General features: G+C 71.0%; 12 protein-coding genes. All 12 read left to right on the forward strand.

The window, feature by feature from the left end:
- Positions 1-36: 36 nt before the first annotated feature.
- The 12 genes from ACIN94_RS06755 (at position 37) to ACIN94_RS06810 (ending at position 12,595) form a co-directional block, all read left to right on the forward strand.
- Positions 37-912 (forward strand): dihydroorotate dehydrogenase electron transfer subunit, encoded by an 876-nt coding sequence (locus ACIN94_RS06755; RefSeq protein ID WP_400700566.1) that lies wholly within the window; start codon positions 37-39, stop codon positions 910-912.
- The gene (locus ACIN94_RS06760; RefSeq protein WP_400700568.1) at positions 902-1,876 is read left to right on the forward strand and encodes a dihydroorotate dehydrogenase; all 975 of its coding nucleotides are present in this window, start codon (positions 902-904) and stop codon (positions 1,874-1,876) included. Before ACIN94_RS06755 ends, ACIN94_RS06760 begins: the two co-directional genes overlap by 11 nt.
- Positions 1,873-2,586 (forward strand): orotidine-5'-phosphate decarboxylase, encoded by a 714-nt coding sequence (pyrF, locus tag ACIN94_RS06765; RefSeq protein WP_400700570.1) that lies wholly within the window; start codon positions 1,873-1,875, stop codon positions 2,584-2,586. Before ACIN94_RS06760 ends, pyrF begins: the two co-directional genes overlap by 4 nt.
- Positions 2,587-2,772: 186 nt before the next feature.
- Positions 2,773-3,096, forward strand: coding sequence for an integration host factor, actinobacterial type (mihF, locus tag ACIN94_RS06770; protein ID WP_012889515.1), 324 nt, complete (start codon positions 2,773-2,775; stop codon positions 3,094-3,096).
- A 159-nt stretch (positions 3,097-3,255) separates the two neighbouring features.
- Complete coding sequence (gene gmk / locus ACIN94_RS06775; protein WP_400700573.1) at positions 3,256-3,864, forward strand: guanylate kinase; 609 nt, start codon at positions 3,256-3,258, stop codon at positions 3,862-3,864.
- 13 nt (positions 3,865-3,877) lie between these two features.
- Complete coding sequence (gene rpoZ, locus ACIN94_RS06780; protein WP_012889517.1) at positions 3,878-4,141, forward strand: DNA-directed RNA polymerase subunit omega; 264 nt, start codon at positions 3,878-3,880, stop codon at positions 4,139-4,141.
- Between the two features lie 8 nt (positions 4,142-4,149).
- On the forward strand, positions 4,150-5,379 hold the full coding sequence (gene coaBC / locus ACIN94_RS06785; RefSeq protein ID WP_400700576.1) for a bifunctional phosphopantothenoylcysteine decarboxylase/phosphopantothenate--cysteine ligase CoaBC: 1,230 nt from the start codon (positions 4,150-4,152) through the stop codon (positions 5,377-5,379).
- 79 nt (positions 5,380-5,458) lie between these two features.
- Positions 5,459-5,827: a hypothetical protein gene (locus ACIN94_RS06790; protein ID WP_400700578.1), complete on the forward strand. Its 369-nt coding sequence runs from the start codon at positions 5,459-5,461 to the stop codon at positions 5,825-5,827.
- 165 nt (positions 5,828-5,992) lie between these two features.
- Positions 5,993-7,180: a methionine adenosyltransferase gene (gene metK / locus ACIN94_RS06795; RefSeq protein WP_400700580.1), complete on the forward strand. Its 1,188-nt coding sequence runs from the start codon at positions 5,993-5,995 to the stop codon at positions 7,178-7,180.
- Between the two features lie 193 nt (positions 7,181-7,373).
- Positions 7,374-8,858: a PP2C family protein-serine/threonine phosphatase gene (locus ACIN94_RS06800; RefSeq protein ID WP_400700582.1), complete on the forward strand. Its 1,485-nt coding sequence runs from the start codon at positions 7,374-7,376 to the stop codon at positions 8,856-8,858.
- On the forward strand, positions 8,830-10,902 hold the full coding sequence (locus ACIN94_RS06805; RefSeq protein ID WP_400700584.1) for a primosomal protein N': 2,073 nt from the start codon (positions 8,830-8,832) through the stop codon (positions 10,900-10,902). The genes ACIN94_RS06800 and ACIN94_RS06805 overlap by 29 nt, the downstream gene beginning before the upstream one ends.
- A 49-nt stretch (positions 10,903-10,951) precedes the next feature.
- Positions 10,952-12,595, forward strand: a complete 1,644-nt coding sequence (locus ACIN94_RS06810) for a hypothetical protein (protein WP_400700586.1) — start codon at positions 10,952-10,954, stop codon at positions 12,593-12,595.
- Positions 12,596-12,598: the final 3 nt, after the last annotated feature.

A 12,598-nucleotide genomic window follows, 5' to 3' on the forward strand; every position in this document is an offset into this window, starting at 1 on the left:
GATACTGCGGCTGCGGGGCTGGTGCCTTAGGCGGAGGTGAGAGAGACGCCTGTTACTCCGGTACAGGTGACGGGCACGGTGCTGACGACGCGCCGGGTCGACGCCTACCATGCGCTGACCGTGGTCGCGCCGGGCATCGCCGAGCGCTTCCGGCCCGGCCATTTCGTCGCCGTGGCCGTCGGCGGGGCTCAGACCTCGATGCTGACGCGCCGTGCCTTCTCCGTCCACGACGTCAAGCCCGACTACGGCGGCACGGTGGAGTTGGTCTTCTCCGTGAGCGGCCCGGGAACGGCGTGGCTGGCCGAGCGCCGCGCCCGCGACACGCTGGACCTGGTCGGGCCGCTGGGCCGCCCGTTCCCGCTGCCGCGCGACCCGGTGAACTGCGTCCTGGTCGGCGCCGAGTACGGCGCGGCGCCGCTGTTCGCGGTGGCCGACGCGCTCCAGCGGCGCGGCTGCCGCGTCGACTTCGTGCTCGGCGCGTCCTCGGCCGACCGGGTGTTCGGCGCGCTACGGGCCCGGAGGATGGGGGAGACGACCACGCTGACCACGGAGGACGGCTCCCTGGGCCTGCGAGGCGGGGTGACCGACGTGCTGCCCGGTGTGATCGCCGACGTCCGGGCCGACGCGGTCTACGCCTGCGGCCCGACGCCTATGCTGCGCGGCGTCACCGCCGTGGCGGTCGAGTTCGACATCCCGGTCCAGGTGGCCGTGGAGGAGCGGATGGCGTGCGGGATCGGTCTGTGCATGACGTGCGTGCTGCCGGTCATCGGAGATGACGGTGTCACCAGGATGGTCCGCTCGTGCGTCGAAGGACCGGTCTTCCGGGGCGAACGCGTCCGCTTCGACGACGTGGGAACGATCCCGTTCGACGCGCTCGGAGCGCCCGGTGGGGGATCGCGGAATGTCGGTTGACATGCGGACGTACCTGGGGCACGTGGAACTGGTCAATCCGATCACCACGGCCGCCGGGTGCGCGGCGTCGGGTTCCGAGCTCGCGCAGTTCTTCGACCTGGGCCGGATCGGCGCGCTGACCACGCGGTCGATCACGATGGCCCCCAGGGCGGGCCGTCCGACCCCCAGGATGGCCGAGACGCCCTCGGGCATGCTCAACGCCGTCGGTCTCCAGGGGCCGGGCGTGGACGCCTTCCTGGAGCGCGAGCTGCCCTGGCTGGCCCAGCGGAGCGTCAGGACCGTGGTCTCCATCGGTGGCGGCACCGTGGCCGAGTACACCGCGCTGGCCCGCAGGCTCACCGACGCCCCGGGGGTGAGCGCCGTGGAGGTCAATCTGTCGTGCCCCAACATCGAGGACCGGGGCCGGGTCTTCGCCCGCGACGGCGCCGCCTCGGCCGAGGTGATCGCCTCGGTGCGCTCGGTGATGCGTTACGACGTGCCCGTGGTGGCCAAGCTCTCCCCGGACGTGCTGGACATCGTGAGCGTCGCCCGCGCGTGCGTGGACGGCGGCGCCGACGCGCTCTCAATGATCAACAATCCGCTCGGCATGAGCATCGACACCGAGGCCATGCGCCCCTCCCTGGCGGCGGTCACCGGCGGGCTGTCCGGCCCGGCCATCCGGCCGCTGGCCGTCCGCTGCGTGTGGCAGGTCCACGCCGCGCTGCCCAGCGTGCCCATCATCGGCATGGGTGGCGTGCTGACCGGCAGGGACGCCTTCGAGCTCATCCTTGCCGGGGCCTGCGTCGTCGCCGTGGGCACGGCGCTGTTCCACGACCCCTACGCCTGCCTGAGGGTCCTGCGCGAGCTGGAGGAGCTCCTGGCGGCCCGGGGGTTCCACCGGCTGGCCGACGCGGTCGGGCTGGCTCATCGCCCGCCGGGGGCGTCCACCCGGCACCGGATAGACCTGGAGGAGAGTTCCCTGTGACGCCCGCACCTATCGCCGTCGCCCTGGACGCACCCGATCTGGAGACCGCGGCCCGCTGGGCGAGTCTGGTGACGCCACATGTCAGCACCGTCAAGGTCGGACTCGAACTCTACCTCCGGTACGGTCCCGAGGTGATCGCCTCGATCCGCGGGGCGAGTGGTGTGCGGGTGTTCCTGGACCTGAAGCTCCACGACATCCCGAACACCGTCGCGGGCGCGGCCAGGGCCGTGGCACGGCTCAGGCCCGCCATCCTGACCGTCCACGCGGGCGGTGGCCCCGCGATGATCAGCGCGGCCGTGGAGGCCCTGCCCAACACCCAGATCGCGGCCGTGACGGTGCTCACGTCGCTCTCCGAGACCGATCTGGAGAGCATCGGCATCGCCGGGCCCTCCCTGGACGCCGTGCGCCGCCTGTCGGTCATGGCCGTCGGCGCGGGCGCCCAGGCCCTCGTGTGCTCGCCGCGTGAGGTCGCCGCGGTCCGGGCAGAGGTCGGGCCGGACATCACCTTGATCACTCCCGGCGTCCGCCCGGTCGGTGCCGCGAGTCAGGATCAGGCCAGAGTAGCGACTCCCGAGCAGGCGCTCGCCGACGGGGCCGATCTTCTCGTGATCGGCCGCCCGATCACCGGTTCGGCCGACCCGGGAGCAGCCGCCGCGGGGATCGCCGCGGCGCTCCGGCGCACCCTCGCCGACAGCGGACGCGCGGTGTGATCCACATCGCTGGAAACACGGGGTCCGGCCCACTTTCATCGACGCTCAGCGATATTCCGGACACGCAAAGTGACGAAGTAGATTTTCTCCGGTAAGAAACCGGGCTTGACGTTGCTTGAAGCGTCATGACCAGCTAGTTTCCCATCCCGTCCGAGTACATCGACAGGAAATTCGAGGTGACCCGGCGTGGCTCTTCCTCCCCTTACCCCTGAGCAGCGCGCCGCAGCCCTAGAGAAGGCTGCCAAGGCCCGCCGAGAGCGTGCCGAGGTTAAGAACCGCCTGAAGCACGGCGCGATCTCTCTGGCTGAGGTGCTCAAAGACGGGCAGGCTGACGACGTCATCGGAAAGATGAAGGTGTCGGCTCTTCTGGAGTCGCTCCCCGGCGTGGGCAAGGTCCGCGCCAAGCAGTTGATGGAGCGGCTTGGCATCGCAGAGTCCCGCCGCGTGCGGGGTCTCGGTGCCAACCAGCGCGCTTCACTCGAGCGTGAGTTCGGCGGTGCCGAGAGCTAGTCTCGGTTCAGTAAGAACACGCTCACCCCGGATCGGCGGGGATGGCAACAACGGGGGGTTGGAGTGACCGGAACGTCGTGGCCTGACAGGAGTCGGGCCCCGGAGGGAACCGCTGAGAGCGGGTCCGGTGGCTTCACCTCCCCGGTCGCAGGCCCGGAGGTGGCGAGAGCCTTCGCCGGGCCGACCGGCAACCGCCTGACGGTCCTCTCAGGGCCGTCAGGCGTCGGCAAGTCCACGGTCGTCGCCGAGCTTCGGCGGGCATACCCCGAGGTGTGGCTGTCGGTCTCGGTGACCACCAGGAAGCCCCGGCCGGGAGAGACCCACGGGGTGGAGTACTTCTTCGCCGACGACGACGAGTTCGACCGGATGGCCGCCTCCGGCGAGCTGCTGGAGTGGGCCGAGTTCGCCGGCAACAGGTACGGCACGCCGCGCGGCCCGGTGCTGGAGAAACTCGCCGCCGGAGTGCCCACGCTGCTGGAGATCGACCTCCAGGGCGCGCGTCAGGTCCGGATGAGCATGCCCGAGGCGATGCTGGTCTTCCTGGCCCCGCCGACCTGGGAGGAGCTGGAGAAGCGCCTGCGCGGCAGGGGCACCGAGCCGGAGGATGTCATCGCCCGCCGCCTGGCGGCCGGCCGGATCGAGATGGCGGCGGAGCAGGAATTCGACCTGACTCTTGTGAACACGTCCGTCCAGGATGTATGTCATCGGCTGATAGCCTTACTGGCTGATGCTCCCGAGGCTTCGAGCCCCGGACGTTCACCTAGCTAGGGGAAATCACAACGTGGCAACGAACGCCGCCTACTCCGAAGGCATCACCAATCCGTCGATCGACGCGCTGCTCGACATCGTCGACAGCAAGTACAGCCTTGTGATCTTCGGCTCGAAGCGCGCGCGCCAGATCAACGCCTACTACTCCCAGCTGGGCGAGGGCCTGCTGGAGTACGTCGGCCCGCTCGTGGAGACCCACGCGCAGGAGAAGCCGCTGTCCATCGCGCTGCGCGAGGTCAGCGAGGGTCTGCTCACCTCCGAGCCGATCGAGGGTTAGTCCCACCGATGCGGACCCCGGGCGGAGTGGCGCGCCGCAGACCCGCCGTCGTGCTCGGCGTGAGCGCCGGCATCGCCGCGTACAAGGCCTGCGAACTGCTCCGTCTCCTCACGGAGTCGGGTCACGACGTCCGCGTCGTCCCGACCAGGGAGGCACTCCGTTTCGTCGGGGAGCCGACCTGGGCGGCCCTTTCCGGCAACCCGGTGACGGCCGACGTCTGGGATTCCGTGCACGAGGTGCCGCACGTGCGGATCGGCCAGAGCGCCGACCTGGTGGTGGTCGCCCCGGCGACCGCCGACGTGCTCGCCAAGGCCGCCCACGGGCTGGCCGGTGACCTGCTGACCAACACCCTGCTCACCGCCCGGTGCCCGGTGGTGTTCGCCCCCGCGATGCACACCGAGATGTGGGAGCACCCCGCGACCCGGGCCAACGTGGCCACACTCCGCGAGCGTGGCTCGATCGTCCTCGACCCCGCGGTGGGCCGCCTGACCGGCGCCGACACCGGCCGCGGCCGGCTGCCCGACCCCAAGGAGATCTTCGAGGTCTGCCGCGGGGTCCTGTCCGGGCGCCCCGCCGATCTCGCCGGTCGCCGCCTGGTGATCTCCGCCGGGGGCACCCGCGAGGCCATCGACCCGGTCCGCTTCATCGGCAACCGCTCCTCGGGTCTGCAGGGCTACGCGCTGGCCCGTACGGCCGTGGCCCGCGGCGCCGAGGTCACCCTGGTGAGTGCGAACGTCGCCCTGCCCGACCCGGCCGGGGCCACGGTGGTCCGGGTGGAGTCGGCCGCCGAGCTGCGCGCCGCCGTGCTGGACGCGGTGGAGGGCGCCGATGCCGTGGTCATGGCCGCGGCCGTCGCCGACTTCCGGCCCCTGGCACAGAGCGGCTCGAAGATCAAGAAAACCTCGGCCGAGCCTGACCCCATCCATCTGGTAAAAAATCCTGACATCCTCGCCGAGCTGGGTGATCGCCGCCGTGAGGGGCTCAAGCCGTACCCCTCGGTGATCGTGGGGTTCGCGGCCGAGACCGACGACGTCCTCGCCAACGGGCAGGCCAAGCTCGCCCGTAAGGGCTGTGATCTGCTCGTCGTCAACCAGGTGGGCGAGAACCTCGCCTTCGGCACGCCGGACAACGCGGCGGTGGTCCTGGTCGCCGGTGGGGAACCGGTGGAGATCCCGCGCGGTCCCAAGGAGGACCTCGCCGACATGGTCTGGGATCTCGTCGCCCAGCGGCTTCCCTGATCCGCTTGCCGGGGATCTTCCCGGGGCGGATACTGCGTCCGGAATGATCCGGCGCGTTGGAGCACGGAGGGACTTGATCATGCCGGTGCCCGCCACTGTCAGGGCCCGCTGTCGCGCCCTGCTCCCCCCGGGGGAGGAGATGCGCTACGTCCTGCCCGCGCTGTCGGTGGGTTCACCGGGAATGGCGACCTTCCTGATCGTGGTCACCGATCGGTCGATCTCCGTGCTGTCCACCAAGTTCTTCGACCAGGACGCGCCGACCTCGATCTACGCCACCCATACGCGCCGCACGCGGCTCGGCCCGGTGGAGTTCTCCGCGGGCGCGGCCATCGAGCTCGGCGGCATGGTGTTCGAGATCGACGAGGAGTACGCGGCGGTGGTCCGCGCCGCCGACGCCGAGGTCTTCGCGCCCGAGACACTCCCTCCCGATCCACTGCCTGACCTGTGACCTCGGCGCAATTCTCCCCGTTCGGGGCGGCGCGCTTAAATTGGACATGGCGTGGTTTCACGGCGTCGCTCCCGGTGCGGCTAGACTTCGGCCCAGCGCTATTGGTGTCGGGTTCGGCACCAGAGCCCCCAGACGCCAGCAGCCGCTGCATGAGGAGCCACTGACTTGTCCCGTCGCCTGTTCACCTCCGAGTCGGTCACCGAGGGCCACCCGGACAAGATCGCCGACCAGATCAGTGACGCGATTCTCGACGCCATGCTCAAGGGTGACCCCAAGAGCCGGGTCGCGGTCGAGACGCTGATCACCACCGGTCAGGTCCACGTCGCCGGAGAGGTGACGACGGAGACCTATGTCGACATCCCCGGCCTCATCCGGGAGAAGATCCTCGAGATCGGCTACGACGCCTCCCACAAGGGCTTCGACGGTGCCTCCTGCGGGGTCTCGGTGTCCATCGGCGCGCAGTCCCCCGACATCGCGCAGGGCGTCGACGACGCCTACGAGGTCCGTGAGGGCGACGGCGCCGACGAGCTCGACCGCCAGGGCGCCGGCGACCAGGGCCTGATGTTCGGCTATGCCTGCCGCGAGACCCCCGAGCTGATGCCGCTCCCGATCCAGCTGGCGCACCGCCTGGCCGAGCGTCTGGCGAAGGTCCGCAAGGACGGCACCGTGCCTTACCTGCGGCCCGACGGTAAGACCCAGGTCACCATCGAATACGACGGCGACCGCCCGGTCCGCCTCGACACCGTGGTGGTCTCCACCCAGCACGCGGCCGAGATCGACCTCAAGGAGATGCTCGCGCCGGACGTCAAGGAGCACGTGGTCGACCCGGTGCTCGCCGGCCTGGAGATCGCCACCGAGGGTTACCGCCTGCTGGTCAACCCGACCGGCCGCTTCGAGATCGGCGGCCCGATGGGCGACGCCGGGCTGACCGGCCGTAAGATCATCGTCGACACCTACGGCGGCATGGCCCGTCACGGTGGCGGCGCCTTCTCCGGCAAGGACCCGTCCAAGGTGGACCGCTCGGCCGCCTACGCCATGCGCTGGGTCGCCAAGAACATCGTGGCCGCCGGCCTGGCCGACCGCGCCGAGGTCCAGGTCGCCTACGCCATCGGCAAGGCACACCCGGTCGGCGTGTTCGTCGAGACCTTCGGCACCGAGAAGGTCGAGATCGAGACGATCCAGAAGGCCGTGCTCCAGGTCTTCGACCTGCGCCCGGCCGCGATCATCCGCGACCTCGACCTGCTGCGCCCGATCTACTCGGCGACCTCCGCCTACGGCCACTTCGGCCGGTCCGACTTCTCCTGGGAGTCCACCGACCGCGCCGGGGCCCTGCGCACCGCTGCCGGCTTCTGACCCGCTTTCCGTTCACAGCCCTCGCTGAGGCCTCTCACCGGGGGCTGTGCCGTCTCCACCGCCTGTTCGCCGCCGGATGCCGGCATGGCCTCTCGTGAGGCGGTCCGGACAGCCAGGGCATCTCCGTTCTCCGCCCCGTCATCTGCAACGATGGAGATAAGCAGCATCTAGGCCCGTGCCAGGAGGCCAGATCATGGCCGAAGCCTCAGGACGGAACATCACCGGGGCGCGTCTGCGCTTGGGTGCGGAGCTGGAGCAGATCGCCGAGCAGCTCAGGTCGCTGGCCCAGGCCCAAGACCAGCTGCACGACCTGTATGAGGCTGTCCTCAGCCGGGACGTGGAGCTGTCCGTGGTGCTGCGACTGATCGTCGCCACCGCGATGGAGCTGGTCGGTGCCCGTTACGGTGCCCTGGGCGTGCTTGATGAGAAAGGCGAATATCTAGCACAGTTCGTCCCGGTGGGCCTGTCGGATCAGGAGAGAGCCGACCTGGCCGATGTGGAGCTCCCACGGGGACGCGGACTACTGGGGCGTCTGATCAGCCAGCCTGTGCCGCTGCGAGTCGATGACATCTCCGTCCATCCGGACTCGGTGGGCTTCCCTCCAGGTCATCCGCCGATGCGCACCCTGCTGGGAGCCGCGATCAGCATCCGCGGTCACGTCTACGGAAATCTGTATGTGTCCGAGCGGCGTGACGGGCAGCCCTTCGACGCCCACGACGAGGTCCTGATCATCGCGCTGGCCGGTGCCGCGGGCCTGGCCATCGACGACGCCCGCCTGTATGAGCAGACCCATGCCGACGCCGAGCAGTTCCAGCGGCTGCTGTTGCCGCGGCTACCCGACCTGCGGCCGTTCGACGCTGCTGCCGTCTACTGTCCCGCCACCACCCCGGGCCACCTCGGCGGAGACTGGTACGACGCCCTGCTGGTGCCCGACCAGGCCTGTGTAGCTGTCATCGGCGACGTCGTCGGGCATGATCTCCAGGCTGCGGCCGCCATGGCCCAGACCCGCAATATGCTGCGCGCCCTGCTGTACGGCCGGCGCACCTCGCCCAGCGCCGTCCTTGCCCAGCTCGACCGCACCCTCCACGCGATCACCGACAACCCTGTGACCACAGCATGTCTCGCGCGCATTGAACCCGAAGGCCAGGCCTGGACACTGCGTTGGAGCAACGCAGGCCACCCCCCGCCGCTGCTGCTCACCCCCGACCACCGAGTCCGCTACCTGCATGCCGACCCTGACCTGCCCCTCGGCGTGGATGTCACCCTGCCACGCCACGATCACACGTACCCCCTGCCCGACAACGCCACGGTGATCTTCTTCACCGACGGACTCATCGAGCACCCCAGGCGCCCGGTCGAGATGGGCCTGGAACGCCTCGCTGCCATCCTCCTCGCCCACGCCGACCAACCGCTGGGCGAACTGTGCCAGATCTTGGCCGACCATCACCCCAGCGACGGCCGCGACGACATGGCCATTCTGGCTCTCCGCACCCCCACCGGCCACGCCAGAAGCAAGCCGGCCGAACAACGGACCAGGCCACGCGCCACGGGGCTCCCCGCTCGGGCCGGAGCGACGGAGTGCTCGGGGCAGGGGAGTGACAGGTCGGGTGATTGCCTTCACCATCCCGGGGATCTGGTAGGACAAGTGAGTGACCCACGCCAACCCCTCACCGGATGACGACGCCTTACTGCCGCTTGACGCCGTACGTGAGCGGCCTGTGCCTGTCCCCGCCAGACCGGCCAGGGGCGTGCCGGAGCCGGCCGCGGTGCTGCCGGTCGCCCGGGTCGTAGTGGACACGCCGCTGCCGCATCTGGACCGGCCGTTCGACTATGTCGTCCCGGCCACGATGGACGCCGAGGCGGTGCCGGGCTCGCGGGTCCGCGTCCGGTTCGCCGGAAAGCTCGTCGACGGGTTTCTGCTGGAGCGGGTGGACAGCAGCGAGCACCAGGGCAAGCTGGCCCGCCTGGAGAGGGTGATCTCCTCCGAGCCGGTGCTCACCCCCGAGATCGCCGCGCTGGCCCGCGCCGTGGCCGACCGCTACGCCGGGACCATGGCCGACGTCCTGCGCCTGGCCGTGCCTCCGCGCCACGCCAGGGTCGAGGCCGAGGACCCCGCCGGGACCGGATCCCCCGTGGGGCCGGACGGAGCGGACGAGCCCGGGCCTTGGGCCGACTACCCGGACGGACGGGCGTTCCTGGCGGCCCTGGCCGGCGGGGGCTCGCCGCGCACCGTGTGGACCGCGCTGCCCGGGGTCGGGGACGACGGTCCCGAATGGCCCGGAGCCGTGGCGGTGGCCGTGCGGGAGACCCTGCGCGGCGGCAGGGGCGCGCTCGTGGTGCTTCCCGACGGGAAGGACGTGGCGTTGGCCGACGCGGCGCTGAGCGCCGTCCTGGGGCCCGGGGCGCATGTGGCGCTGACCGCCGACCTGGGGCCCGCCGAGCGCTACCGCCGGTGGCTGCGGGTGGCCCGGGGGCAGGCGCATGCCGTCGTCGGCACCAGGGGGGCGGCGTTCGCGCCGGTCCGGGATCTCGGGCTGGCGGTGGTCTGGGACGACGGTGACGATCTGCACGCCGAGCGGCTCGCGCCGTACCCGCACACCCGGGAGGTCCTCGCGCTCCGTGCCCACCAGAGCCGTGCCGCGCTGCTCATCGGCGGATACGCCCGTACGGCCGAGGCCACCCGGCTCGTCGCCACCGGATGGGCCGGTCCCATCACCGCCGCCCGTGAGACGGTCAGGGCCAGGGCCCCGCGGGTCCGGCCGGCCGGGGAGGACTCCGAACTGGCCAGGGACGAGGCGGCGAGGGCGGCGCGGCTGCCCAGCGTCGCCTGGCGGGCGCTGCGGGCCGGTCTGACGGCCGGCCCGGTGCTGGTCCAGGTCCCCCGGCGGGGGTATCTGCCCGCACTGGCCTGCCAGAACTGCCGGGCCGCGGCCCGTTGTGAGCACTGCGGAGGGCCGCTCGCGCTGCGTGGCGGCCACGCCGCCCCCTGCTGCCGCTGGTGCGGCCGGATCGCGGGGGAGTGGCGCTGCTCCGCCTGCGGCGGCGTCCGGGTGCGGGCGCAGGTGGTGGGCGCCCGCCGTACGGCCGAGGAACTGGGGCGGGCCTTCCCCTCGGTCCAGGTCAGGACCTCGGGCAAGGACGGGGTGCTCGTCACGGTGGGCGCCGCCCCCGCCCTGGTGGTGGCCACCCCGGGGGCCGAACCGGTGGCCGAGGGCGGTTACGCGGCCGCCGTGCTGCTGGACGGGTGGGCGCTGCTCGGCCGGCCCGACCTGCGGGTCGCCGAGGAGACGCTGCGCCGGTGGATGAACGCCGCGGCGCTGCTGCGTCCCAGGGCCGAACTGGTCGTGCTGGCCGATTCCTCGGTGCTCGCCGTGCAGGCGCTCCTGCGCTGGGACCCCGTCACCCACGCCGAGCGGGAACTGGCCGGCAGGACAGAACTAGGTTTTCCCCCCGCGGTAAGAATGGCCACGCTGACCGGCTCTCCCTCGGCGGTCAGGGAAATGCTCGGGGAGGCTGCGCTGCCGCAGGAGGCGCAGGTTCTCGGGCCCGTCCTCCTCGAGTCGCCCAGGGGCGATCAAGTGCGGGAACGTGCCATGGTGAGGGTTCCCCGAGGGGCGGGATCGGCGCTGGCCGCCGCGTTGAAGGGGGCCGTCGGGGTGCGATCCGCGCGCAAGGCTCCTGAGGTGGTCAGGGTATGCATTGACCCTCTCGATGCGATTTGAGTTGTTTCCCCGATTCGCGGTGCTGACAGTAAGCCGTTAATTTTCCCCTGTGTCGATCGAATGGGTAAATCGGGCCGTAGACGATCTGCGTGCGTGGGGGCGCTCGCACGGCCTGGACGTTGACGTGGACGAGGTACGGCTGCTCTGCGACTACGCGAGCGATTATCTGAACGTGAACGAGCTGGGTGATTTCACCCCCGTCACTTTCGAGGAACTGCTGCTCAACATCTATCCACGCAAGGTCATCGCCCCGCCGGAAAGTGCCCCCGAGACCGTTGCCGCCGCCCGAACCCTGGTCGACTTCCTGCTTGCGACCGAGGAGATCGGCGGCAAGATGGCCGTCCGCATGCGGGTCGTCCTGGACCGGATCGAGCCCGAGATGCCGATAGCGCTGGCCGACACCTCCAAGTTCGGCATGGCCAAGAGCCTGTTCAGCGCGATGGGTGCCGACTCGCTGGAGCAGGGCGACGTCTCGGTGTCGGCCACGGCGGAACCCGCCGCCGAGTCGTGCGACTGTCCGGGCTGCTCCCCTCTGCCTCCGGCGCGGCTGGCGCCCCGCGCGGTGCTCGCCGAGGGCGCCCTGCGGGTGCCCCTGGTGACCGATGTCCGGCGGCTGGTCCAGTGGATGCTGGCCGGGGGCCGCAGGCCGACCGTCAAGGGGCGCCTGAGGGTCCGTGACGCCGCCGAGGCGACCGCCCAGCTCGCGGTGGCCGACCCCGGTTTCCTGTGGGAGCTGGCGGTGTACACCGGCCTGGTGGAGGTCGAGGGGACCGCCATCTTCGACGGTGAGGATCCCGACCCGCTCGACACGTGGGCCGCGGTGGTCGGGTTCCTCGTGGAGAGGGAGACCGGCGGTGCCGTGACCGGAGCCCCGTCCCTCGACGAGGAGCTCTACGGCCTGTGCGACATGCTCTACCGGCTGCAGGCGCCGGTGCCGATCCCTCTCGTCAGCGCCTACCTGGAGGAGATCGGCCTGCTCGACGACGGGGAGGTGGACGTCTCCGAGGCCGTGCGGGGGCTGGCCTACTGCGGGATCGCCGAGCAGAGCGAGGAGACCCTGGAGCTGACCCCACTGGCCGTCTGGGGACTGCGGGAGCACTACACCGATCTGGGCATCGAGGCGCCCGAGGCAGCCGACCTGACCGCCGCCGACGCGCCCGACCTCATCGAGGGACTGCTCTCCGGGATGCCCACCGAGATGGCCGAGGCTGACATCCAGGGCTGGCTGGGGAGCAGGACCCCCCAGGAGGCGGCCACCGAGCTGCTCGGTGTCGCATCCGGCGCGCCCTCGGTCGTCCGGGGCATCGCGGTGACGATCGTGGACCGGCTCGGCCCGGAGGCCGAGCCCGCGGTCCGCCCGTACCTCGACGAGGCCGAGCTGCGTCCGCACGCCGTCCACTGGCTCTCCACCCGGGGCCTGGCCGCCCCGGTGCTCTCCCAGGATGAGGTGCTGTGGATGAGCGTGGACATGCTCGCCCTGGCCATCTCCGCCGCCGAGGACGATCCGGAGACGTTCGCCGAGAACATGGCGGCCTCCGGTCCGCCGGCGCACGTGATCGAGGAGATGTGGCGGGTGGACCACCCCGAGGTCGTCGAGGTCCTTGAGCTGCTCGGCCGTTCCCTGGACGACCAGAACGTGGCCAAGGCCGCCCGCAAGGCCGCCTTCAAAGCACGCTCTCGGGCTATCGGTTAGCCG

The sequence above is a fragment of the Streptosporangium sp. NPDC087985 genome (assembly GCF_044741965.1).
GTDB lineage: Bacteria > Actinomycetota > Actinomycetes > Streptosporangiales > Streptosporangiaceae > Streptosporangium.